Annotated in this window: 13 protein-coding genes and 1 pseudogene; 9 read left to right on the forward strand and 5 right to left on the reverse strand. The window is 51.1% G+C overall.

From position 1 onward, the window contains the following. Positions 1 to 202: 202 nt before the first annotated feature. The 3 genes from KDW_RS20140 to KDW_RS20150 all read left to right on the forward strand — a co-directional run bounded on the left by KDW_RS20140 (position 203) and on the right by KDW_RS20150 (position 3,178). Complete coding sequence (locus KDW_RS20140) at positions 203 to 1,192, forward strand: hypothetical protein (RefSeq protein ID WP_151757752.1); 990 nt, start codon at positions 203 to 205, stop codon at positions 1,190 to 1,192. A 376-nt stretch (positions 1,193 to 1,568) separates the two neighbouring features. After that, positions 1,569 to 2,135 (forward strand): DUF5671 domain-containing protein, encoded by a 567-nt coding sequence (locus KDW_RS20145; RefSeq protein WP_151757753.1) that lies wholly within the window; start codon positions 1,569 to 1,571, stop codon positions 2,133 to 2,135. Further along, positions 2,069 to 3,178: a hypothetical protein gene (locus KDW_RS20150; protein WP_162005433.1), complete on the forward strand. Its 1,110-nt coding sequence runs from the start codon at positions 2,069 to 2,071 to the stop codon at positions 3,176 to 3,178. The genes KDW_RS20145 and KDW_RS20150 overlap by 67 nt, the downstream gene beginning before the upstream one ends. Before the next feature lie 245 nt (positions 3,179 to 3,423). Here the strand turns inward: KDW_RS20150 and KDW_RS20155 are convergent, their stop codons facing one another. From KDW_RS20155 to KDW_RS20165, 3 genes are all read right to left on the reverse strand, one after another. Further along, complete coding sequence (locus tag KDW_RS20155; protein ID WP_151757755.1) at positions 3,424 to 4,104, reverse strand: methyltransferase family protein; 681 nt, start codon at positions 4,102 to 4,104, stop codon at positions 3,424 to 3,426. A gap of 173 nt (positions 4,105 to 4,277) precedes the next feature. Then, the gene (locus KDW_RS20160; protein WP_151757756.1) at positions 4,278 to 4,748 is read right to left on the reverse strand and encodes a toll/interleukin-1 receptor domain-containing protein; all 471 of its coding nucleotides are present in this window, start codon (positions 4,746 to 4,748) and stop codon (positions 4,278 to 4,280) included. Between the two features lie 274 nt (positions 4,749 to 5,022). Beyond that, entirely contained in the window at positions 5,023 to 8,595 is a 3,573-nt protein-coding gene (locus KDW_RS20165) for a beta strand repeat-containing protein (protein ID WP_162005434.1), read from the reverse strand. Between the two features lie 704 nt (positions 8,596 to 9,299). On the opposite strand from KDW_RS20165, the gene KDW_RS33005 reads away from it, so the two are divergent. The 3 genes from KDW_RS33005 to KDW_RS20180 all read left to right on the forward strand — a co-directional run bounded on the left by KDW_RS33005 (position 9,300) and on the right by KDW_RS20180 (position 16,812). Then, on the forward strand, positions 9,300 to 14,678 hold the full coding sequence (locus KDW_RS33005) for an RHS repeat domain-containing protein (RefSeq protein ID WP_151757758.1): 5,379 nt from the start codon (positions 9,300 to 9,302) through the stop codon (positions 14,676 to 14,678). 452 nt (positions 14,679 to 15,130) lie between these two features. Then, positions 15,131 to 16,237, forward strand: a complete 1,107-nt coding sequence (locus tag KDW_RS34060; protein ID WP_269822513.1) for an RHS repeat-associated core domain-containing protein — start codon at positions 15,131 to 15,133, stop codon at positions 16,235 to 16,237. A gap of 251 nt (positions 16,238 to 16,488) precedes the next feature. Next, a complete protein-coding gene (locus KDW_RS20180) occupies positions 16,489 to 16,812 on the forward strand; it encodes a hypothetical protein (protein ID WP_151757760.1) in 324 nt (107 codons plus the stop codon). Between the two features lie 379 nt (positions 16,813 to 17,191). Here the strand turns inward: KDW_RS20180 and KDW_RS20185 are convergent, their stop codons facing one another. Beyond that, positions 17,192 to 17,650, reverse strand: a complete 459-nt coding sequence (locus KDW_RS20185; RefSeq protein ID WP_151757761.1) for a hypothetical protein — start codon at positions 17,648 to 17,650, stop codon at positions 17,192 to 17,194. Positions 17,651 to 17,658: 8 nt separating this feature from the next. Between KDW_RS20185 and KDW_RS20190 the strand changes: the two genes are divergently transcribed. Beyond that, positions 17,659 to 20,598, forward strand: a complete 2,940-nt coding sequence (locus tag KDW_RS20190; protein WP_151757762.1) for an RHS repeat-associated core domain-containing protein — start codon at positions 17,659 to 17,661, stop codon at positions 20,596 to 20,598. Positions 20,599 to 20,641: 43 nt separating this feature from the next. Beyond that, positions 20,642 to 21,151 (forward strand): hypothetical protein, encoded by a 510-nt coding sequence (locus tag KDW_RS20195; RefSeq protein WP_151757763.1) that lies wholly within the window; start codon positions 20,642 to 20,644, stop codon positions 21,149 to 21,151. A 456-nt stretch (positions 21,152 to 21,607) separates the two neighbouring features. On the opposite strand, the pseudogene KDW_RS20200 reads toward KDW_RS20195, so the two are convergent. After that, positions 21,608 to 22,413, reverse strand: a pseudogene (locus tag KDW_RS20200) (IS5 family transposase). A gap of 288 nt (positions 22,414 to 22,701) precedes the next feature. Between KDW_RS20200 and KDW_RS20205 the strand changes: the two are divergent. After that, positions 22,702 to 25,941 carry an RHS repeat-associated core domain-containing protein gene (locus KDW_RS20205; protein WP_151757764.1) on the forward strand — a complete coding sequence of 1,080 codons (3,240 nt, stop codon included), beginning with the start codon at positions 22,702 to 22,704 and terminating at the stop codon, positions 25,939 to 25,941. Positions 25,942 to 25,965: the final 24 nt, after the last annotated feature.

Below are 25,965 nucleotides of genomic sequence, written 5' to 3' on the forward strand. Positions count from 1 at the left end.
AAAGTACCTATTGGTAAATTTTGTAAAAGATGGGCGTGGTTAAAGTAAGAAGGAATAATGTATGCACATAGCCAATACAAGGGAATACATTGATGATTAAGCATATTTGCAGGTACTATCATGAATGATTGTCCCTTTTTACATAGATGGCGTTTGCAAACATTGTAGTTGTATAGAAATTATCTCAAGGATGTAACAGTATATGAAAACACTTCGACGTTCAGGACCGTTCGCGTTTATGATGCTGCTAGCCATTTTGCTGTCAGCATGTGGTGGTATGGGTAACCAGGCTCCTACAACGCCCACAACCAACACAAATAATGGTTATAAGACCGCTGCAACACCAACGACTGCTGCTCAGATGGATACCATGCAAGGCATTGCCATTACAATGAATACGACTGGCAATATGGCTGCCTTTATTCACACGGGAACAGCTACGCTTAATGGCAATAAGATGCCCGTACTTCTCACCAATAAAGGCTTTGCCGTCTACACGTACAAGGATGATCCTGCGTTGAAAGCTACCTGTACCGGTGACTGTGCGAAAGACTGGCCTCCCGTGCTGGCGGCAAAGGGAATGATGACGATCTCCAGTTCCATGGCACTGCCCAAACAGTTATCGGTGCATCAGACCGCCAATGGAGCCCAGGTCTTCTATGATGGTCATGCCTTATATACCTATGCAGAGGACAAGCAGCCAGGGCAAGCGATGGGGAATGGTCAGGATATGAAATGGTATCTGGTAGCCGTGCCGACGAATGCTACCGCAAACACACCTGCTGCTACGACAGCCATGATGCAAGGTATCAAGACTACCCCTGATATGGCTGGCAATATGAATGCCTTCATTCACACCGGGAATGCTGCTATTAATGGCAATCAGGTCCATGTGCTTCTGAACAATAAAAACTTCGCCCTGTACTACTACAAGGCTGATCCCGCGTTGCAAGCCACCTGTACCGGTGCCTGTGCGAAAGACTGGCCCCCCGTGCTGGCGCCACAGGGAATGATGACGATCTCCAGTTCCATGGCACTGCCCAAACAGTTATCGGTCCATCAGACCGCCAATGGAGCCCAGGTCTTCTATGATGGTCATGCCTTATACACCTATGCGGAGGACACGCAGCCAGCCAACGCCCAGGGCCGTGGGCAGGATATGCAATGGTACATGGTAGGCTTCCTGCTGTAGAGGGCGCCTCCCGGTAGGATGGCATCTTGTCGCTGCAACCGATGGTTCGCAAAAACAGGATGTCACTATCACCTATGACACCAAAAACACTTGCGAGGCACGGATCTCTGTGAACTGCCTCGCAAACCATCATGATCTTCTGCCAAAAATCTCCAATTTATACAGGTAATCTTGATAAGTAATTGGAAAAGAATGAGAGTGCCTTTTTGTTCCAGTGAAAGATGGGGCATTTGACTCATTCATTCTGCTCTGCAAGACTGTATGCTAAGAGGTGTAGAGTGATAAGCATTCATCAAGTGAGGTTGCAGGTTGATCCATATCGATATCAATCTGTTGCAGCCTGGCTAGCCATTATCATTGTACAGGAGGGTTTACAATGGCTCGAAGTCTTTATCGTTTTTACATCTACGCGGTTGCGACGGCATTATTGATCTTTGCGATGAGCGCCTTTGGTTCCTTGCTCTCGACAGGCCTCGCGTTTACAAGCTTGCGAGGCTCTTATCAGGATATTCCGACGCAGGCGCAGTTTGTGCAGGCCCTGAGCTATGCCTGTGTGGCTTTTCTGATTGCAGGTTTCCTGGGTGGCCTGCATTACTGGCTCCTTCGCCGTGATCTCCGGCAGGAGCCTCAAGCTGCCAATAGCGCGATACGTTCCTTTTTCTTAAATACGACCGAAGGGATAAGCGTGGCCTTTGGGTCCCGCTGCTGGCTACCGCTTTCTCGGGGCTGGCTACAACCTCCTATAATGGTCTGCCCTTTCTCTGTGCGGCTGCTCTCTCATTCTTGCTTCTGGCCTGCCTGGTACATCTTGAGCGTCGACGTACCGGTGAGCCAACGGGACTCGCGCTTGTCTTTCAACGTATTCACATTTTCGGCGTGCAACTTGTTCTGCTGCTTACCGTGGCGGTTTTTTTCATCCTGGTGCCCACGATCAGACATGTAATCGATACCGTTTTCTTCCATGGAACTGTCCAGTGTGAGGGAAGTTTTTCCTGCCAACCTGCCAATCCTTTCTGGTTACTGCTCACCCTGTTCTGGGTCGTGGGAAGCTGGATCTTTTATAGCTGGACGGCCCGCCAGGATCGATCCCTGGCAACCCGCTGGATCTTTCATGGCCTGGGCCTGGCGGCTGGTATGGCTTTCCTGCTGCGCGGTTGCTCGCTGGCGATTGTGGCCCTGCTGCATCTGGGATATGGAGACCCTCTTCCGCTGTCTGAGGTCCTGGGCTATCAAGGGAGCTATGATTTCTTCTCACCTCTGCTGCTGGGAATGCTGCTTATTGGCATCTATGCCTGGTCACTGAACTGGAGTGTACGCCAGGGATTGATGCGTTTGGAGGTATTACGCCTGACGATCCTGGCAATCGTGGGAGCCGTCATGGCCGGTGCCTTCTGGTGGGGGCTAGGCAGACTGCTGGACAATACGCTGAAGATACTCTTCTCAAATGGCGGGGTGGGAGTAAATCATCAGGCATGGTTTGAGTCCTGGGCCCTGGTGCTCAGTGGGGTCTGCTATGTCCTGGTAGATTGGTATATACGCAAAGTCTCTAAACGGGATGGTGAGCTGGTTGCGGGACCCTGTCGTGGCTATGTGCTCACCCTGATAGGCGCAGGCGTCCTGACGGGAGCAATTGGCCTGGCAGTTGCCTTGTATACCGGTGTTACCGCGCTGCTCGGCTCGGCCGTGTCGGACTGGCAACTGGCGGCTCAGGGTGGACTGAGTGCCTTTCTGGTTGGCGTGGTCCTGGTGGGCATCTATCTGCCAACGGCGCTACGCCATCACCTTTTCAAGGAGAGTGAGACGCCACAGGAGGAGACGACTGCGACTGTTATACCTGAACAATCTGTGGACCCGGCACTGGCGCTGGGTCATGAGGAGCCACAGGAGACAACGATTGAAGCGATCCTGGATGACTTGCTGGCTGCCAGACTCTCGCGTGATCAAGCTGCTAGCCGCCTCTATGAGCTCATGCATGTGGACGCGTAGCCTCCTCAGCATTGCAAAAGGTATATCCTGGAGCGTTCTCGATGTACTCGGGTGAGGCAAGTCCATCGGGGCCACGCGGCAACTGCCGGATGATAATCATCCAGCAGTTGCCGCCATTACTGGGCCGTAAAGAAGCTAAACAATGCTTGATAGGTTTCCTCAGGAAGTTCTTCCGCAACATTATGGCATTGTGTCGAGGTTGAACGTTCGGGCACAACTCTTTTACAAGGATAGATCGGTTTCTCCTACCAGACATACGGGATGAGCCGGTATTTGACCTGGGTCATATAGGTACTATAGCCTGGCAATTCCCGGAGTAGCGTGCGTTCCTCCAGCACTGATCGCACTATGAGCGCGGGGAGGAAGAGCAGGGTCAGCACCATACCATACCAGGAGCCCAACAGCAGGGGCGTCCCGAGAAACATGAAGAGAGCGCCGGCATACATGGGATGACGCACATAATGATAGAGCCCGGTTGTGATCACTGTCTGCCCTCGTTCCTCCTGCACACGCACCGTTGCCGACAGGTACGAGTTTTCCCGAAAGACCAGGGACATGAGCACGAACGAGATCACCAGCGCAATAGCTCCAACTACCTGGAGCCAGAGTGGCATCTGTGACCAGTGGAAGCGCACTGCGTCGAGCGGCATCAGAACCAGCAAGGCAAAAAGGAACAGATTGAGCAGCACAACAAACACCTTATCCCAGGCTTGTTGATTCGGTGGGGAGACATTTATGCGCTCGGCCAGCAAGCCAGGATTGTACCTGAGCAGCAGTAAGATGCCAATAAAAAGCCAGCCGTAGAGCAGGATCAGGTAGGTCCAACCGGCAAGCCAGGCGATGGTGCCCGCCGCCAGAAATAAGGGAAGAGCCATGAGCACAAAGCCAAACACGAACCACGCGAATGCTTTTAGCGCGAGAGTCATATATCACCTCTATCTCTGCGAAATATCGCTTTCCTTCGACCTCATTAATAAACAGAGAACCGGTTTATGAATACAGATACAGTATAGTTGATGAAACGATTATTTTCAATGGAAAGCTCGATGGCTTCCTTTTTCAGAACCACTTTTGTGGCAAAAAATGGTTCCCTTTGTTACTAATGATTCGATTGGTAGTGTTGTATCACCCGGCGAATATCCTGGTAAATGGCCGCCCAGGCTTCGCTTCGCCTCGGCCAGGATGAGACGGGTTTCGCCCCTCTTGGTATGTGCTGGATGGAGCCGAGAGAATGCCCTGTCAAATCGACAAAGTGCAAGCTAATCGGGATCATGTGCACATCTCCTGCGTTGCGTCTTTGCCATGCCTCACGGAATTCCGCGCCAGAACAATAGCCAGAGGACAGCATACTTGGACTCAGAAAGAGCAGGAAGATCTGTGCTGTTGCCAGCCGTGCATCGATCACCTGTGACCAATCTATTCCTGGCTGGACTTGCCGCTCGGCCCACCCAGAGATAAGTTGGGCCTGCTGAAAATTCACCAGATAATCCTCGAATTCCTGCTTGAATGCCTCGTCCTTCTGAGAATAACTCATAAAGAGGGCCAGCGGTTGTTGCGGTCTCATTACCATCCCTGGTGCTCCTTGCCGTTGGTACTCAATAGATCTCTGCTTATTTGACTATACCAGTATACCTCTGTTCAAGCGCGTTTTCTACCGTGGTCTTCATAAATTCACAAAAATTGAACCTGTGCAAAGAAGCACACTATTCTCTTGCCATTCACAACGGCGTTTTGGCGAAATGATAAATTGGTATGTGTTTAGGATGAAGGTAAGAACCCGGGCCATATTTCGCTTGATCAAAGCTAGAAATATGGCCCGGGTTCTTTTGTGAGGTGGTTTCTCCTTACTTTGTACCAATGGCAAAGACGTGAAGGAGCCCCGGGCTCGTTGTGGTTGGGAGGGTGACACTTTGGATGGTTTTGCCAGCCTGTAGAGTCACACTTGTGGTGAATACATAGGTGTTGATGGTTTGTGCTCCCGAAGGTGTGTTGCGATAGGGCATAGTGGCTACCACACTGTTGCCATAGGGTAGCGATGTGATGCTTGATGATGTCCAATCGGCGAAGCCTAATGTAAAGGTTTGGGTGCTGTTATCGGTATAGGTGATGGTTGCCGTGCCCGAGGTGGCTCCGTTGGTTGCGGCTCCAAGAAATCCAAGCGTAGTAGCGCCGGCGACAGGGCTCACCGTGATTTTTTGTCCGGTTGCTTGATAGTTATTGAAGAAGTTTGATTGTGCATTGGGCCACACAAACCCGATACCGTTGGTTGTGATCGATTGACCGGGTGCCAGACCAACACTTTGTAGCCCCTGGGCCGAATAGGAGTGGGTACCGTTATCAAAGTTCGCAAAGTATGGCGCCGCATCGTCACTGGTTCCTGCATTATTATAGGCTCCTCCTCGTGTTCCTACTGAAAAAACATGCAGTTGTTGGCTGATATTTGGCAGTGTAACACTTGCTATGGTTTTGCCTGGATTCAATGGGGTTTCTGCATAGTAGAGATATGTCGTTGTGTTGTCCGTGCCTGTACTGGCGCTGTTGCGATAGGGCATGGTGGCTACCAGTTTGTTGCCATAGGCGATGGTGCTGTTGGCCCAATCGGTGAAGCCCAGAGTGAATGTTTGCGTAGAATTGTCGGTATAGGTAATCTTTGCTGTTCCAGATGCGTTGCCAATAGTGCTTGATCCGAGAAACGCGAGCGTATTAGCGTTTGCAACCGGTGTGACGGCTATCGTTTGTCCGATCGCTCGGTAATTATCTGCCAGGACGGAGTATCCGGAAGGCCAGCGGAAGTCAACACCATTGAAGAAGACATCATTGCCTTCGGTAATATGCGCGGCTGCCTGTAGCGCTTGCAAAGAATAGCTATGGCCTTGCGTATCAAAATTGGCAAAGGTTGTGGAGGTATCATCAGATGTGCCCACGTTATTGCGGAAGGTATTACCTGCTCTGGTTCCTATTGAGAAGATATGGACTTGTCCGGGTGTTGTTGATTTAGGCAGGGTGACGCTTTGGAGCACTTTGCCGGGTGTGATCTGAAATTCAGTATAGAAGAGATAGGTAGGAATATTTTGTTGTCCATCTGGGCTATTCCGATGATTGAGTAAAGCGAACAAGAAATTGTTGAATGCTGGTTTGGGGGCATTCCCACTCATGGTCCAGTCACCCATACCCAACTGAATGGTTGTGGAGGAATTATCGGTGTAGACTAAGGTGGCGTTGCCCGAACTGTCTCCATTATGCGAAGCACCAATGAAGCCAATGGTATCGGCATTGGCAACAGGTGCCACAGGAATACTTTGACTACGAGCGATATTATTATCAGCTTGTCCAGCGGGAACGTTTGGCCAGATGAAATCCATACCATTGTAGGTCAGGGTATCGCCTGGATTCCAGCCCATGCCGGAGTTAGGATCGGTAAAATCCTGTGATGAATAGCTATTGCCTGCCCCATCAAAGCTGGCACTGGTGGGACTGGCGTCATCACTGATGCCAATATTATTGTAGGGTGAGCGGGTTCCGATCGCAAAAATATGGAGTTGCCCGCTGGTGGGTGCTGTGGGTAAGGTGATACTTTGTACGGTTTTGCCCGATGTGAGTGTTACTTCGGTGGTGAATAGATAGTAGGATCCAGGTCGTGCTCCGCTGGGTGTGTTAATGGACGACAGAGTGGCGACAATGGTATTGCTGTAAGCAGGGGCTCCCGTCCACCAATTGGTGAGACCCAACGGAAAGGCCTGGGTAGAAGTATCGGTGTAGGTGATGGTGGCGGTTCCTGATGTAGAGGTTCCGGTAGCTATGCCCAAAATGCCCAGTGTCGTCGCGTTGGCGACCGGGGTGACGGCAATGGTTTGTCCATTGGCTTGATAGTTGTTGGGTGCACCCACGGGAGTAGATGGCCACAGATAATTGATGCCATTGGAAACGATCTGTTGACCCGGTTTGATATGGGCATTTTGAAGCGCCTGGGCTGAAAAACTGCTACCCCCTCCATCGAGATTGGCGGCCTGCGCATTAGCATCATCGCTGGTGCCAATATTGTTGTAGTCGCCACGTGTGGCAACAGCAAAAATATGCAGCTGGCCGGTGGCAGGGGCCGTTGGTAACGTCACGCTTTGCACTGTTTTCCCTGACTGAAGACTGACCTCTACTGCATAGAGATAGTAGGAGCCGGGGCGTTTTCCGGTTGGAAGGTTGATGGAGGAGAGGGTGGCCGCAATCACATTATTGCTATAGGCGGGTGTGCCCGTCCACCAATTGGTCAAACCGAGGACAAAGATCTGGGTCGAATTGTCGGTATAGGTGATGGTGGCATTGCCTGAAGGAGAACCGCCGGTGCCCGTGCCCAGGATACCGAGTGTGGTGGCATTCGGAACAGGTGTGACCGGAAGGATTTGTCCGTTGGCTTTGTAGTTGTTTGGTGTAGCCGAGGCGGCGGTAGGCCAGGGATAACTGATCCCATCGTTAATAACTGGAGAGCCAGGTTGGATGCCTGCGCTTTGCAGTGCCTGCGCAGAGAGACTATTGCCAGTTCCGTCTAGATCGGCTTTGGCGGGAGCACTGTCATCGCTGGTGCCCGTATTGTTCCATGCCGGTCCGCTGATGCCAACGGCAAAAATATGGATCTGACCGGGAGTGCTGGTGGCTGGTAAGGTCACACTTTGCACGATCTTGCCAGCAGTAATCGCGACGTCGGTATAGAAAATAGAGATCGGTTGTGTTTTTTGGGTGGTACGTTGATTGAAATAGGACATTGTTTCGGCCACAGAGTTGTTGGCCATAATCTGTGCGCCTGTGCTGGTCCAGTCACTCACGTTCAGGGTGATTGACTGGGTTGTGGTGTCAGTGTACGTGATCATGGCGTTTCCAGTAGAATTTCCATCGCTCGATGCTGCCAGAAAGCCAAGTTTGGCGGCATTCGGAATAGCGGGTGTAACGGGAATGACCTGACCACTGACACTGTAGTTATTGGGCTTACCTGCAGGTGCGTTAGGCCAGACAAAGGTGACGTTGTTGTAGGTATAGTTTTGTCCTGGAACCAGCCCGACTCCTTGCATGGCTTGAGCTGAATAGCTGTTATTACCATCAAAGTTGCCTGCAGTAGGATTGTTGTCATCGCTGGTACCGACATTATTGTAGGCTGGCAGGGCAGTAGCTGTTTTTACCTGTGGTGTCACAGGTGTTTTTTTTTGATGATGGGTGACATGTATCTTGCGTTTGAGGGCCTGGCGTAATTGTTCTTGTTTTTGGGGCGGTGTCAGGGCCTGGGCTGCTTGTGCCTGGGCAGTTGGATGCGATCCATAGGTGCCAAAGAGCGCGGAGATTACGAGGCACCACGCGGCCGCAAAGAGCAGGGCTTTGCGTGTCAGATGGCGATGGGCGAGTCGGGATGAATTCCCTCTCTGCATAAAGAACATAGTGTTTGTTTTCCTCTTCCCTAAAAAAATGACATGGGATCATGGTGAAGATGAGCAATAAATGATCATCTTGCATATATTGGCTGTTCTCAGACCGGTGTCATAATAGACATTTTTTATTGCTTCTTGGATAGCCAGATGCATATTCTTCTACGTAGTTTTTTGTTGCCTCCTTATCCCTTGTCTATTTGTAGGTACTAATATACCGCATGCATAAAAATACTGTCAATGATCTCTTTCTCTATTTAGCAGGATAAAAATCAGGAAGAGAGAGATAAAATCTTTCTTTACTGAAGAAACTTCTACACATTTTTATGGTCTATCAGCACAATGAGAGCTCTATATAGTGCGAATAAGTATATCTTTGCTACGTTTTAATCTGTCATTAATGTTAATTTATCTATGCTAATACTTGACAAATAAGGGCTTTTAAAAATATACTTCGCCATGTATCGATAAATGTCTATGTGTCTACGTATCTCTATTTTTATTTTCATTCACTTTTTGCTGCATTTTTGTCTCTGTGAACTGTTGTTTCTTGTCTGAAAATAATGCGGTATATGGGTGATTGGCACGTGGAAGCTTTGATACAGTATTTGAAAGAGGTTGAAGCTTTTATGACTCGAAGTCTCGTGTATGCTTCTGCCAGACGAGCATCTGCTCGTTCACGGAGAAGCGTTGGTTCGTCTCTCTGGAGAGTGATTTTGGCTGCTCTGATTGTGAGCACCTCATTACTCACTGCTGTGGAGAACTTTACTCCCGTCTATGCAGCTACTAATGCAAACCCGAATCCTGCATTGACGGCACCGAATTGGTTGAAATCACCAAAAGCTGTGAAGCCCCCGGATTTAGGAAAATATGTCAGTGGCCATCCTGATCCGGCACCGCAACTTATTTCATCTCCCCATCATGCTCAGCCATCGCTGACGCGGGCCTTGACACCAAAGGCGCAGCATATTTTGTTCAGCGATGGGCATCTTGAGATTGATGTTCCAGCAAATACGGTCAGCGCCCAGCAGGTCCAGGCTGCTGGTGGCCGGATTGACCTGAAAGTTGTGCAGGTGGATGCTGGCAGTGGAAGCTCTCTCAGTGGACATATCATGCTGGGAAGCTATAAGCTCGCGTTATTGGATGCCAAAGGTCATGCGTTGACGACGTTGGTGCTGGCACAGCCACTGACCCTGCGCTATCATCTCCTGGCCAGTCAAGGCTCGCTGTTATGGAAAGATCAGACGGTCTTTGCTCTGTGGCAGAATGATGCAGCAGCCACCACCACGGCAGGAACCTCCCCTCAGGTGAAGGCGCAAGCCAATGCGGCTGGACAGAAGCCAACCTTGCTGAAAGCGAAAAAAGATGCGGCCCCATTAAGTTGGAGCACCGTCACCAATTTATCCGCCGTGGTTCCGGCTGCGCCTCAGACGCCAGTGGTAACCCCATCTGTGACGGCGACGCCATCTGCAACGGTGAAACCGTCCACGAAGGTGACGGTGACCCCACAAGCGACGGTGACTCCGCATGCGAAAACGCCTCCGACTGCGACGGCGCCACCGCAAGCAACTACTACTCCATCACCAACGGCAACGCCAAAAGCGAGTGCTACCGCAACGCCGACTGCGACACCGAAAGTGAGTGCGACTGCATCACCAACGGCATCGCCGACAGCGACAGCAACGCCTCCAGTAAGCAACCCACAGATGGTGGCGGCAGCCGCAAGTAGCACGATTTCCTTTAGCACTCAGGCACCGCAGGCAAGCTGGGGCACCCCACAGAATGTCGATGTCGGCTTAAGCTCTGGTTCATTGGACTATAGTTATCCAATCAGTGTGCCACCTGGGCCTGGTGGGTTTGCTCCCAATTTGAAGTTGGCCTATTCCAGTGGTTCGGTCAGTGAGAGCCACAACGCACAGGGAACGGCTCCCTGGGTGGGCGAAGGCTGGAATTTGAGTCTGGGTTCGATTACCTGGAGCCAGCTCAATGTTACGCCTAACTCGAATAGCACATTGGAAAATGTGTGGACGATCAATGATGCCAATGGTATTGGGGGACAGTTGATCCCGCAGGACTATGGCACCTCGTCGACCAATATCACCAGCACTGTATGGCATTCGGCCCCCGAGAGTCATGCCAAGATTGTGCAGGTCAATTTTAATAATCAACCCTGCTGGCACGTCTGGTTGCCTAATGGCATGATTGAAGAGTTTGGTTGTACGAACGATTCACGTCAGTCTGCGACTGATGCACAGGGTGTCTTTCATCCCTATCGCTGGGATCTGAACCTGCTGGTGGATCGCTTTGGCAATCAGATTCGCGTGCATTATCAACAAGATCAACCGAATCAGGGCAATGTCCGTGATTCAGCTATCTCATTTGTTGAGTATGATGATCCATCGTGCCATAACACTTCCTATGCTGGCAATGCGGTAACCGCAGGCTGTGCTTCCTGGAATCCGTTGATCAAGATTGCGTTGAATGCCACTTATGCGGCGGATCGGATCTTGAATACGAATGGTGGATGTCAAAACTGGAGTGCCTACATTCGGTGTGACGTGCCAGCGGACCTGTCGGGTTCTGGTGGCTTACCAGCCCCGAAAGCCTTTAATGACTATATCCTCAATAATATCCAGATCCAATCTCTGGGACATGTGCTCCATGAATATGACCTGTCCTATGACCAGAAACCTCCGTCCACTATTCAAGATCCACTGAGTGGTCTCAATGAAAGTGTGGCTGGTTACCTGCTGTTACGCCGGATTCAGGAGGCGGGCACGGATAATAATTCCTCTTTGAAAGGTCCGGAGGTCAATATCGGGTATACACCCGAAACGGAGCATTATGAGGCTTCGGATTCCAACCATCATGCGCAACCTTCCACGAACTGTGGTCCGAGCTGGACTCCCACAGATGGTCTAAATGGACCCTGCTGGCTCTGGGCACAGACGTACAATAAGTATTTTATCCAGAATTTTGATAATGGTCGTGGGTGGAACGAGACCATTAACTGGTCCGAAGCCCATGGCAATACGCATGGAACGAATGGAGTGGGTGCTGTCAATAACGCGTTGACCTGTAACCCTCTCATGAACACGAATGTGAAGTGTGCTCAGGCTGATGATCGCAGTTGGAGCCGCATGGTGGTCTATTCGCGCACGGCGGTGACCAATGGTGTCTCCTCAACCTGGCAGTATCAATATTATGTCAATCAGTTGAGTGCCACGTGGTGTGACGAATGTATCTACGGTTATACCTGGGGCAATGTCAATGATGAGGATTATGCCGACTACTATAATCTGCAGTTTACTAGTTTTGACACAGTACAGGTAACCCAGCCGGATGGGTCATCGCAGCAACATTTCTTTTATTCAACCAATGGTGTGGGTAAAGCCACCAGTGCTATTTTGTGTGGCTATCAGTACCCACCTGGCACTGATCATTGTGGCGTGGCACCTTACTGGGCACAAGATCCTGGTCTGGCCGGTCGGGAAAAAGAGACCTTAACCTTTGGCAGCGATGGCAAATTGCTGACGGCGCAGACCTCCCATTACTTTACGATGTGTCCTCCTCCCGGGGTAGGTCATAATACGGGGGCAGGCGGTGGAAACTTTGACGTCGGGACGCAGTATTTCACCAGCCAGTTGGATCGCAACAATCCCGTGGTGGTCTGTGATCCCCAGCTCACGCAGACCGATAGCTATCAGGTGGATGGGGTGACGGACCAGAATGGCTTTACCACCAATAGCAATGTCGTGCATAAAACGACTGCATACACCTATGATGGGGACAATCAAGGTTCCGATCAGACGGCCGGGTATGACTATGGTAACGTCAACCAGGTGGATGTTTCGGCGAATGATGTCAATGGGAATCACTACATCTCCAAGAGCACCTATTATCCCAATGATCACGTGGGTTCTGTCTATCTGACCAATCTGCCAGCTTTGACGACCACGCAGGATGCCTCGGGGACGCAGTATGGCTGTCATGCCAACTTCTATGGGGGCAGTAGCGCGTTTAATACGGCACCATCGTTGCCAGATGTGACGCGGTCCGAAGACCATACGGGCTATAGCGATCCTAGCAATGGCTGTAACGCACCGGGCTCGATGGTGGTGAATCAGACCGTCTATGATGCCTCGGGCACGCCAACGGCAACGCTGGATCCCGACAGTCACAAGGGGTGTAACTCAAATACCTATACCGCCTGTGCCACTTATGATGGTTTTGGCACCCATCTGACCAAGGCCTATAATGCCAAGAATCAGCTGGTGACCGCTGACTATAATAGCACGACAAGCGGCGGCTATGGGCACTGGGTGATGGCCACCAAAGATGCTAATGGCCAGACCACGGCCTATCAGTATGATGTGCTGGGTCGGGTGACGGCGGTCGCCGCTCCTGGCGATAGCATCACCAGTCCAACGGTGAGCTACAGCTACAAAAATACCTGTACGCAGGGAGCGACCAATCCCTGTCTGGAACTGGATACCACGACCCGTCAGGTGAGTGGGGGGACGCAAACCGTTACCACCCAGCAATGGTTTGATGGGCAAGGACGCGTGGTGGAGACCAAAGCACCTGGTCCGAATTTGTGGTCCAAGGTGCCGAAGATTCCATCGACCTTGATCACCTATACCCTCTATGACAACATGGGCCGTGCCACCACGAAGAGCCTGCCCTATGCCATTTCCTCGCTGGCCGGCACGGGCTATATTGCGCCGAATCTGGCGCAGGCACGGACTGTGACCAACTATGATGGCCTGGGACGCCCACAGGGGAGTGCGACCTACCAGGATGCCTCGACGATTGTGTTGTCCAGCAGCGTCGCTTATACCGTCGCGCAGGGACTGCCCAGTTTCAACCAAAGTACCACGTTACCGTTTGAACGGACCACAACGCTGGATGCCTACAATCATCAAGCGGTCAGCTACACCGATGCGATCGGTCGACAGCGCTATACGCAGGCGTTTATCGGTAAGGGCGCGCCCTACACGGTGCTGAGAACGATCCGCTATGATCGCGATGTGGTAGGAAATCTCTATGCGACCTTGACCTACGATGCCGCGTCCGCGCAGCAAGCCTCGCAGAGTGCGAGCTATGATGGCGTCGGGCGCAAAGTGGGGATGACCGATAGTGACTCGGGTTCCAACTGGGTGTTTAGCTATGATCAAAATAGCAATCCCATCAGCCAGACGGACCCACGGAGCAAGAGTGTGTACATCAACTATGATGTGCTCAATCGTCCATTGTGTAAAGGTACCACCTCGGCCGCCGTTAATCCCTGTACGGCGAGTGCCACCTCGACTTTCTTTTATGATAGCTATGACAAAAATAGCAATCCTGGTGTGACCTTCCCCACTACGTGTACGGCTCCCAGTGGTTCCTATGCCTCCGATCCGATCGGGGCCATGACCGCGGAAACCTTCAGTGGCGTCGCCGGTGCCGGCTCGCGTTGTAAGGGCTATGATGAGCGTGGCCGTGTCGATCAGAGCGGCTTGACCGTCAACGGCGATGGGCAGACCATCACCCAGACGATGAATATGAGCTATAACGATGCGGGCCAGCCGACCAGCGTCGTCTATCCCGACGGAGAAACCGTCACCGCCCAGTATGATAGCAATGGCTACTCACGCTCCGCGTTCTTTGGGACGCCAGCGAGTACGGATCCGGTGAACTTCCTGGTCGGCCAGGTCAGCTATACCAATACTGGACAGATAGCAGGACTCGCCTTTGGCGGTTCGGCGGCGAAATCCAGTGTACCTGCGCCAGTCTTCTCGACTACGATGGGTTATGATGGCATTCAGCGCCCTGTGAGCAGTAGTGCGACGAATGCGGGGGCACGTTCTGGAACCAGAACCGCACCTATGATAATGTCGGCAATGTGCTCGGCGTCACCACCACGCTTCCCACCACGACGGGGGGAACGCAGAAAGATGTGCAATCCTTCTGTTATGATAGCGTCAATCGCCTGGTCTGGTCCGGTAATACCGGCGCCCCTAGTGGTGGAGATCATTGCGGCCTGGCCCCGGCAGGCACGACGCTTGCCACCTATCAGCAGTCCTATAGTTATGATGCGCTGGATCGCTTAACGTCGGGTCCATCGGGCACGGAAACCTATGGCTTCGCCCCGGTGCATGGGGCCTTGACGCTGAGTACTGTTCCCGGTCAATATGCCAGCTACGATGCCATGGGCAATATGACCTGTCGCAACGTCGATACCACCACGGCTCACGCCTGTGATGCTTCCCAGACCGGTGCGCAGCTGACCTACGACAACGAAGGTCGGCTGGAAACCTGGACAGCACCCAGTGGCACGACGGCCAGCGATCAGTATCTCTATGACAACAGTGGTCAACGTGTCTTCCAGCACTCCAGTTCCACGCTGGCAGGCAATACCACCAAGACGGACACTATCACCTTTGACGGGGTGACCGATGTCACCACCACCAACGGGGTGACCTCAACCACCAAATACTATAGTGTGGGTGGACAACGCGTGGCCATGAAGAAGGATGGGGTGCTCTCCTATCTGTTACCTGATATGCTAGGCAGCACCAGTATCGCGCTCAAAGCTGATGGCAGCGTGCAGGCCGTGCAGCTGTTTGCTCCCTTCGGTGGTACTCGCTATAGCGATGGCAGTATGACCACGCCCTACAACTATACGGGCCAACGCCTTGATACCACCAGTGGCTTGTTGTACTATAATGCTCGTTACTATGACGCAACCAGTGGCCGTTTTACCAGCGCAGATACGGTCGAAACCAATGGCACCGGACTTGATCCCTACGCTTATGTCAAGGGAAGCCCAGAAACCTTTACGGATCCAACTGGTCATGGACGGTGTGGTCCTGATGGTGATTGTGTCGGAGTTCCTGGTGCTGGAACACCTGGGCAGGGATCTTCTTCTGGCGGCGGTGGTGATTCTGGCAGTAGTGGTGGTAATCCTGGCGGTGGCGGTGGTAATCCTGGCGGTGGTGGTGGCAATCCTGGCAGTGGTGGCGGTAATCCTGGCAGTGGTGGTGGTAATGATGGTGTTAATCATAGTTGTGCTGGGCTTACTGCTGCAGCGTGTAAACATGGTGAAGATCAGCGTACAGAACAAAATACATCTGACAAGGATATGATCAATTTGGTCAAAGTAGGTGCTACCATCATTAACGTCGTTGTAGATTGGATGCAAATGCGTAAAGATATGGATCAGGCGTGGAGTTTTGACAAGATTGTGGAGCTTATTGGAAATGTTATTAGCCTTGCCGGTGATGCTCTCTCAGCAATATCTCAGATTGCCTCTTTATTTAAATGGACTAGTGTGCAATTGTTTGCCGATCGACTTGGAAGTTTTGTGAATAGTGCTGCTGCTCTCTATAAGATGGCTCGAGCTAGTTGGGACTCTGCCTTTGGATTTTGGGCTAGAGCTGGTATTACTGCAGGGTTTTTCGCATTAAAAGCTGGCCTCTATGCGGAAGACCCTTCAAGTTTGGTTGTGCCTGTGGCCCAAGCGGCAGCATCAGCAGCGCATTTTGATGGTGTTTTCGCTGGTAAAGCTATTGGTAGTGCCTTTCAGGCAATATGGCAGCATTACCAGGCGAATATTGATCAACGAAATTTAGAGTCTGTCTCAGATTTCTGCAAATCTTCTTCTTGTTAAGTGTAGTACGTTGCTTGTAAAGATAAGTGCATGATATAGCTGATCTATAGAAATGTGTAAACTTTTCCAAAAATTGGCTATATTAGAAGCACCATCATTAATGAATTGCTTGGCTTGAAGTGTACTATGTACATTTTGAGCCAAGCAAACAAAAATTTGACTGTTTACTCTATGAGTGTAGAGATATAAATAAAGAGCAATTTTTGATTGTCAAATGCAATAAATGGAAAAGATATGGAGCGTATCCCATCATGTCCGATTCAAAAAATGAAAGAACGCTAGTACAAGAGAAGAAATCAGGAGTAAAAGAAAAGCTCTTTTACATTTTTTTCGGTGTCTTTATGATTTTTGGTATTACGTATCAGTTATATATATGGCTTCTAGCTGATCATATAACTGATAATATAGGGGAGAGTTTAGCATATACCGCTCTTGATATCTTTTCTCTATGGGTTTGTGTTCTATTGGCAAAAGATCTTTGGCAACAAAATATCGCTCGAAGAAAGCAACAGAAACCAAGAGATCATCTGGAGCATGTGGACATCGAATCTCCTGATGAGGATCATAGTATGTGAGTTTATGGCTGTTCATTTATGGATCTTTACTGTTTATCTTTTTTAGTGTTCGTTTTGTTGATAATTCTCGACCTTTGGGTATCTACAGGCATAATCCAGGTGATTTGCATTTGCTTGGCTGTAGTTGTAGGTGTTGCATGTGGTATATTTAATGGTTTAGCCAGGGCAAGATTGAGAAAAATATTTGATAACAAGGAGTGAATTCATAGTTCTACTTTCATGAAGAGATGAATCCTGAAGAATGCATCCTTCGTGACCAAGGCGAATGTCAGATGTTCCGGGAAGCATGAATGGTTTCGTATCGATATATACTCGTAACTCATATTGCACCTTGAAAGCGAGCATCATAATAACCTGACATTTCAATCGGACTGTCTTTTTACATTTCTAAGAGTACAGTGTGGAGCTCTTTCATTTTGGCACTGCGCCCAGGTGGTATCACCGAAAGTCGGTCATACATGCCCGGGATGCGGGAAATATGCCGTTTGGATTGATACTGCCGGGCCATTTCTAAACCCCGGATGGCATATTTGACTCCTTCATTGGTCTCACCCGCATAGGTATAGGCCTGCGCTTTGACGATGGCATAGGAACCCATATCACATAGTGGTTGGAAGGGCCGGAGCGTAGCGGTGATGGCATAGATAGCCAGGGTCTTCAGGGGTTGCCAGAGGATGGTATGTCCTTGCGCTTTTTCTTGTAACACTTCAACCAGATCAAATTGATTGGAGAGGGCATCGAGCGTTCTCGGCGTATTCTCGACACTGTTCTGGGCTTCATTGATATTTCTCAGGAAACTTTGCTCGTCTCCATACACTGAATAGGCACGAGCCTGCACTTTCTACCATGTTCCTCGTACCAATGGAGAGCCTGCCCTACGCCATTTCCTCGCTGGCCGGTACGGGCTATATTGCTCCTGACCAGGCGCAGGCACGGACCGTGACCAATTATGATGGCCTGGGACGCCCACTGGGGAGTGCGACCTATCAGGATGCCTCGACGATCGTGCTCTCCAGCAGCGTCGCCTATACCGTGGCGCAGGGGCTGCCCAGTTTTACCCAAAATACCACGTTACCGTTTGAGCGGACCACGACGCTGGATGCCTACCATCATCAAGCGGTCAGCTACACTGATGCGATTGGTCAACAGCGCTATACGCAGGTGTTTACCGGTAATGGCGCACCCTACACGGTGCTAAGAACGATCCGCTATGATCGCGATGTGGTCGGAAATGTCTCTGCGACCTTGACCTACGATGCCACTACCACCCTGCAAGCCTCACAGCATGCGACCTATGATGGCGTGGGTCGCAAGATTGGCATGGATGATAGTGACTCTGGTTCCGGCTGGGTCTTTAGCTATGATCAAAATAGCAATCCTGTCAGCCAGACGGATCCACGGAGCAAGAGTGTGTACATCAACTATGATGTGCTCAATCGTCCATTGTGTCAAGGTACCACCTCGGCCGCCGTTAATCCCTGTACGGCGAGTGCCACCTCGACTTTCTTTTATGATAGCTATGACAAAAATAGCAATCCTGGTGTGACCTTCCCCACTACGTGTACGGCTCCCAGTGGTTCCTATGCCTCCGATCCGATCGGGGCCATGACCGCTGAAACCTTCAGTGGCGTCGCCGGTTCCGGCTCGCGCTGTAAGGGCTATGATGAGCGTGGAAACGTCGATCAGAGCGGCTTGACCGTCAACGGCGATGGACAGACCATCACGCAGACGATGAACATGAGCTACAATGATGCGGGCCAGCCGACCAGCGTGGTTTATCCCGATGGCGAAACCGTCACGGCCCAGTATGATAGCAATGGCTACTCACGCTCCGCGTTCTTTGGGACACCAGCGAGTACGGATCCCGTGAACTTCCTGGTTGGCCAGGTTAGTTATACCAATACTGGACAGGTGGCAGGGCTTGCTTTTGGCGGCTCGGCCGCGAAATCCAGTGTGCCAACGCCAGTGTTCTCGACCACCATGGGCTATGATGGGATTCAGCGTCCCGTGAATAGCAGTGCGACGAATGCGGGGGGCACGTTCTGGAACCAGAACCGCACCTATGATAATGTGGGCAATGTGCTTGGTGTCACCACCACCCTGCCCACCACGACGGGTGGCACGCAGAAAGATGTGCAATCCTTCTGTTATGACAGTCTCAATCGTCTGGTCTGGTCCGGCAATACCGGCGCACCCAGTGGTGGAGATCACTGTGGGTTGGCACCGGCAGGCACGACGCTTGCCACCTATCAGCAAGCCTACACTTATGATGCGCTGGATCGCTTAACGTCAGGTCCATCGGGCACGGAAACCTATGGCTTCGCCCCGGTGCATGGTGCCTTGACGCTGAGTACTGTTCCCGGTCAATATGCCAGCTATGATGTCATGGGCAATATGACCTGTCGCAACGTCGATACCACTACCGCTCACGCCTGCGATGCCTCGCAGATTGGTGCGCAGTTGACCTATGATAACGAAGGTCGTCTGGAAACCTGGACTGCACCCAGTGGCACGACGGCCAGCGATCAGTATCTCTATGACAACAGTGGGCAGCGCGTCTTCCAGCACTCCAGTTCCACGTTGGCAGGCACGACCACGAAGACGGACACCATCACCTTTGATGGGGTGACCGATGTCACTACCACCAATGGGGTCACCTCAACCACTAAATACTACAATGCGGGTGGGCAACGGGTGGCCATGAAGAAGGATGGCGTGCTCTCCTATCTGTTACCAGACATGCTGGGTAGCACCAGTATCGCGCTCAAAACTGATGGTTCCGTGCAGGCCGTACAACTATTCGCTCCCTTTGGTGGCACCCGCTATAGCGATGGCAGCATGACCACGCCCTACAACTATACGGGCCAACGTCTCGATACGAGTAGTGGCTTGTTGTACTATAATGCACGCTATTATGATACAACCAGTGGCCGCTTTACCAGCGCGGATAGCGTTGAAACGAATGGCACTGGTCTGGATGCCTACGCCTATGTGCAAGGGAATCCAGAAACGGCGACTGACCCAACTGGCCATCGAATAGATTGGGGTGGAGGCGAGCAGACCACTATTGACTGGTCTAAAGGAACAGCATCAACCTTTGAGACGCAAAGTGCCGTTGATCCTTCTATAACTCAATGGTGGGGAACCTCTCTCTACTACCCCACTTATGGCCCTATCACCTCGACGTATGCAGGAAGCACCGATGTCTATCATTTTGGAGGAAAACTGTATGATCCCGGTTCGGCAAGTGCAATCGATAGGATCAAGAAAGTAACTGCATCTGCGCTAGGCATCGATAAAATGCAAAAAGGGGATATTGTTGGCGGCATCCTGCATGGCGCTAACAATCTTCTCATGGTTGGTATGATCCTGGGTGGTGGGGAAGAAATAGTGGGTGGTGAAGTAGCCATGGAAGGAGCAGGAGCGCTTACTGGTACTGTTTGGGATTCAATCAAAGCAACACAGCCTGTTTGGGAAGGAACAGTAATACCGAGATCTTTTGAACTAACTACGGAAGCTGGAAAATTTTGGGCTAACGGCAATGGAACTAAACACATGGCAGAATTTGCACTAAAGTACGCACTAAAGAGAGGCCTTACCCCAGAGGAAACAAAGCTTTTAACCCAATTCATGCTTAAAAGTTTCCATTCTGCTGTAGAAGCCGCAGCTGATCAAGGTATTGTATATAATGACATGATAAAGATTGATAATTGGGAACTTGTGTTCTCTGCTCCACGGGAAGATGGATTGTTGCCTGTTATTAAGCATGCAGTATACAAACATTAGTTACGGAAGGACCCGATACTCAAAATGGATGAGAGGAGAATCCATGTTAAAAATTATTGGGATAGCCCCAATTAGTACAGGTGAACTCGTTGTCGATCCCTATGTACCATTATCATTCAGATCGTATGATACTGTACCGTACCTCTGGCGGATAGGAGATTTTCATCGTTCACTCCTTGAGATTAGTATAGAACAATCAACAGGAATCTTATACGACGTAACGTTGACTTTACCTGGAAGTTCCATGTTGGCCAACCTGCCAACTGGATATGAACTTGTGCCAGAGAAAATTGGATTGCCAATTATTGAGATATCTGCCATTACCTGGGAAGGAGAGTATATAGGTATCTGGGATGAAAAGCATGAATTCTCTCTTTTGTTGAAAAACGATGCTGTGTATATTGTGTTCGACTCTTCCTTGAATCCTTCATCATGTATCAGCGTAGATCGTGTCACGTTCTTTGAAGCAGAGAGTGTTTTATGCGGTATTGGATTTTTTTCACTTGCACCAGAGGAAATTGCTCTTCTGAAGAAGTATTTCATAAAAGTATAGCATAAAGACGTTTATTTGAGATATCAGGTACGTTACATATAGAGGAAAAGTATCCTATTCCAACGAAAAGTAACGACTGTCTTAAGTACTTTAAGTACAACGTCTTTACAGCGTATCCATCGTTATGAAATTCATGTCGCATTGGAGAAGATGCTCTTATATCTAAGGCATCTTCTCCAATATAAAAAGAAGTATTTGTCTATGCGTAAGCATTTTTTTACAGGTGACCTCATATGGAAGCCTGATCAAGTAAAGGTATGAATGAATCCAGTGCCCATAAACTATTTCAAAAGTCACATCCCGTCCTCTCAACTTGCAGATTCTGATGCGGTGGAAAAGCTCCATGGCCCTATTTATCTTCCACAGATGTTGGGAGAGAACCGTGTGGATCTCACTGCAACACAACTAGAACGGCTTCCTCTCGTATTTAATTTTATACTAGGGTGTGTTTGCAAATCATAACCAAAGCAGAATAGAGGCAAGCGTGACCATAGCCAGGAAGTTGACCGCCCGCTTCTCATAGCGGGTGGCTACTCGCCGAAACTGCTTGAGACGATTGATCGTGCGTTCAACGCGGTTCCGCTTTTTATATACGGCTCGGTTAAATGGCCCGGTGCGCGTCTCGTCGCTGCGGCGGGGAATCGTGTAATCAATTCCTCGCTTTTTGAGGTACCGCCGGATCTTACGACTACTGTAGGCTTTGTCTCCCAGGACCCGCTTTGGCCGTAGCTTGGGACGGCCTCGTCCTGCTCTCTTGACAGCCCCTTGCTCCATCAGGCATTCGAATTTGGTCGTTTCATGGCGATGTCCTGCCGTAAGCACAACCGTCATCGGTTTCCCTTGACCTTCCACTCGCAAATGCACTTTCGTGCTGAAACCGCCTTGACTCTTGCCTAATGCTTCTTGATTTTGATCCCCCCTTTTGCTCCTGCTGCATGTTGGTGGGCACGAATCACGGTACTATCAACGCTATGCGTTTCCCAATCAATGTGGCCTGCGGCATCGCTTTGTTGCTGCAGGGCTTGCAGGACGTGCTGCCAGATTCCCGCCTTGACCCAGCGATAAAATCGGCTTGCCACGGTTCTCCACGGACCATATCGCTCGGGAAGATCTCTCCAAGGGGCTCCCGTCCGTAAAATCCAAAGAATGCCATTCAGAATCAGACGATGATCATGTGCTGGACGACCCACATGGGGCTTTTGCGGCGGCAGCAAGGGGGCCAGCTTTTCCCATTGCTCATCGCTCAATTCGCCTCTTCTCATACTCCTTTCTATCGGCTATTTGCAAACACGCCCTAGTGCGGCGTGGAGCTCTTTCATTGTGGCACTGCGTCTAGGTGGTGTCACGGAAAGTCGGTCATACATGCCCTGGATGCGGGAAATATGCCGTTTGGATTGATATTGCCGGGCCATTTCTAGACCGCGGATGGCATATTTGACTCCTTTATCGGTCTCACCAGCATAGGTATAGGCTTGCGCTTTGACGATGGTAGAGGAGCCTATATCCCGTAGTGTATCGGTGATAGCAGAGATATCTAGAGCTTTTAAGGGTTGCCAGAGGATGTGCTGGGTCGGGTGACCGCGATCGCCGCGCCTGGCGATGCTATCACCAGTCCAACGGTGAGCTACAGCTACAAAAACACCTGTACGCAGGGAGCGACCAATCCCTGTCTGGAATTGGATACCACGACCCGTCAGGTGAGTGGGGGCACGCAAACCGTCACCACCCAGCAATGGTTTGATGGGCAAGGACGGGTGGTGGAAACCAAAGCACCGGGCCCGAATCTGTGGTCCAAAGTGCCGAAGATTCCGTCGACCCTGATCACCTATACCCTTTATGACACTATGGGTCGTGCCACGACCAAGAGCCTGCCGTATGCGATTTCCGCGCTGGCCGGTACGGGCTATATTGCGCCGAATCTGGCGCAGGCACGGACCGTGACCAACTATGATGGCCTGGGACGCGCACTGGGGAGTGCGACCTATCAGGATGCCTCGACGATCGTGCTGTCCAGCAGCGTCGCCTATACCGTCGCGCAGGGACTGCCCAGTTTCAACCAAAGTACCACGCTCCCGTTTGAGCGGACCACGACGCTGGATGCCTACAATCATCAAGCGGTCAGCTACACCGATGCGATTGGGCGGCAGCGCTACAATCAGGTGTTTAAGGGGAATGGGGCGCCCTACACGGTACTGAGAACGATCCGCTATGATCGCGATGTGGTCGGCAATCTCTACGCGACCTTGACCTATGATGCCAGCACCGCCCAACTAGCTTCACAGCAAGCCACCTATGATGGTGTGGGGCGCAAGATTGGCATGAACGATAGCGACTCGGGTTCCAACTGGGTGTTTAGCTATGATCAAAATAGCAATCCCATCAGCCAGACGGATCCACGCAGCAAGAGTGTGTACATCAACTATGATGTGCTCAACCGTCCGTTGTGTAAAGGCACCACCTCGGCGGCCGTCAATCCCTGTACGGCGAGTGCCACCTCGACCTTTTTCTATGATAGCTATGACAAAACGAGCAATCCTGGTGTGACCTTCCCATCCGCATGTACGGCCCCCAGTGGTTCCTATGCCTCCGATCCGATTGGGGCCATGACCGCTGAAACCTTCAGTGGGGTTGCTGGTGCAGGATCCCGCTGTAAGGGTTATGATGAGCGTGGGCGCATCGATCAGAGTGGCTTGACCGTCAACGGCGATGGGCAGACCATCACCCAGACGATGAACATGAGCTACAATGATGCGGGTCAGCCGACCAGCGTCGTCTATCCTGATGGCGAAACCGTTACGGCGCAGTATGATAGCAATGGCTACTCACGCTCCGCATTCTTTGGGACACCAGCGAGTACGGATCCCGTGAATTTCCTGGTCGGCCAGGTCAGCTATACCAATACTGGACAGGTAGCAGGACTCGCCTTTGGCGGTTCGGCGGCGAAATCCAGTGTACCTGCGCCAGTCTTCTCGACGACCATGGGCTATGATGGCATTCAGCGACCCGTGAGTAGTAGTGCGACGAATGCGGGGGGCACGTTCTGGAACCAGAACCGTACCTATGATAATGTGGGCAATGTGCTCGGTGTCAGCACGACGCTTCCCACCACCACGGGTGGCACGCAGAAAGATGTGCAATCCTTCTGTTATGACAGTCTCAATCGTCTGGTCTGGTCTGGCAATACCGGCGCACCCAGCGGTGGAGATCACTGTGGACTGGCCCCGGCAGGCACGACGCTTGCCACCTATCAGCAGTCCTATAGTTATGATGCGCTGGATCGCCTCACGTCGGGTCCATCCGGCACGGAAACCTATGGCTTCGCCCCGGTGCATGGCGCCTTGACGCTGAGTACCGTTCCCGGTCAATATGCCAGCTATGATGCCATGGGCAATATGACCTGTCGCAATGTCGATACCACCACCGCTCACGCCTGTGATGGCTCTCAGACCGGTGCGCAGCTGACCTATGACAACGAAGGTCGTCTGGAAACCTGGACGGCACCTAGTGGCACGACGGCCAGCGATCAGTATCTCTATGATAACAGTGGGCAGCGCGTCTTCCAGCACTCCAGTTCCACGCTGGCAGGCAATACCACGAAGATGGACACTATCACCTTTGATGGGACTACCGATGTCACCACCACCAATGGGGTTACTTCGACTACCAAATACTATAGTGTGGGTGGACAACGCGTGGCCATGAAGAAAGATGGCGTGCTCTCCTACCTGTTACCCGATATGCTGGGCAGCACCAGTATCGCGCTTAAAGCTGATGGCAGCGTGCAGGCTGTACAGCTGTTTGCTCCCTTTGGTGGCACTCGCTACAGCGATGGCAGCATGACCACACCCTACAACTATACGGGCCAGCGCCTTGATACGACCAGTGGCCTGTTGTACTATGGCGCACGCTATTATGACGCGACCAGTGGCCGTTTTGTGAGCACCGATACCGTTGAGACCAATTCCAATGGACAGGATACCTATGCCTATACCCAAGGAAATCCAGAAACAGCGACTGACCCAACTGGCCATCGAATAGATTGGGGTGGAGGCGAGCAGACCACTATTGACTGGTCCAAGGGGACGACATCGACCTTTGAGACGCAAAGCGCTGTTGATCCTTCTGTCACCCAATGGTGGGGAACCTCTCTCTACTACCCCACTTATGGCCCAATCACCTCGACGTATGCAGGAAGCACCGATGTATATCATTTTGGGAGAAGTGTGTATGATCCGGGCTCGGCAAGTGCCATTGATAGGATCAAGAAAGTAACATCATCCGCTCTAGGCATCGATAAAATGCAAAAAGGGGATATCGTTGGTGGCATTTTACACGGAGCGAACAACCTTCTGATGGTTGGCATGATCCTGGGTGGTGGGGAAGAAATAGTGGGTGGGGAAATGGCCATGGAAGGTGGTGAAGCACTTGTCGGTGAAGGTGGTAAAACACTTCTCAGCGATGCTGAAGACGTGGTCGTTAATAGAAATGGCGACCCATATCCAAATATGATTGATCCAAGGACTAATGAAAGAGTACCTTTTCCTGATGGAGATCTTAAACGTATACCAAGAGAGGATAAGGTTCCGTGGAACCTGAATTTGCGTGGTAAATATATTAAAGAGTGGTATGACAGTGGATATGAGGATCTTCCTGGACCTTGGGGAGATTATGACATTCATCATATCTTGCCAAGAGAATTTGGGGGCACTAATGACTTTGATAATCTCGTACCTTTAGAGAGAGATTTACATCAAAAAATTGTTACACCATGGTGGAATGCATATCCTTGATCGTATCATAATATCATGGCCCTC

This window comes from Dictyobacter vulcani (assembly GCF_008974265.1).
In the GTDB taxonomy this organism is placed as follows: Bacteria; Chloroflexota; Ktedonobacteria; order Ktedonobacterales; family Ktedonobacteraceae; genus Dictyobacter; species Dictyobacter vulcani.

Bases quoted from the DNA above. Each gene is read 5' to 3' on its own strand.
- KDW_RS20190 (WP_151757762.1), top strand. From the start codon at position 17,659: ATGTTCCTCGTACCAATGGAGAGCCTGCCCTACGCCATTTCCTCGCTG.
- KDW_RS20145 (WP_151757753.1), top strand. From the start codon at position 1,569: ATGGCTCGAAGTCTTTATCGTTTTTACATCTACGCGGTTGCGACGGCA.
- KDW_RS20165 (WP_162005434.1), bottom strand. From the start codon at position 8,595: ATGTTCTTTATGCAGAGAGGGAATTCATCCCGACTCGCCCATCGCCAT.
- KDW_RS20160 (WP_151757756.1), bottom strand. From the start codon at position 4,748: ATGGTAATGAGACCGCAACAACCGCTGGCCCTCTTTATGAGTTATTCT.
- KDW_RS20195 (WP_151757763.1), top strand. From the start codon at position 20,642: ATGTTAAAAATTATTGGGATAGCCCCAATTAGTACAGGTGAACTCGTT.
- KDW_RS20180 (WP_151757760.1), top strand. From the start codon at position 16,489: ATGTCCGATTCAAAAAATGAAAGAACGCTAGTACAAGAGAAGAAATCA.
- KDW_RS20140 (WP_151757752.1), top strand. From the start codon at position 203: ATGAAAACACTTCGACGTTCAGGACCGTTCGCGTTTATGATGCTGCTA.
- KDW_RS34060 (WP_269822513.1), top strand. From the start codon at position 15,131: ATGCTAGGCAGCACCAGTATCGCGCTCAAAGCTGATGGCAGCGTGCAG.
- KDW_RS20155 (WP_151757755.1), bottom strand. From the start codon at position 4,104: ATGACTCTCGCGCTAAAAGCATTCGCGTGGTTCGTGTTTGGCTTTGTG.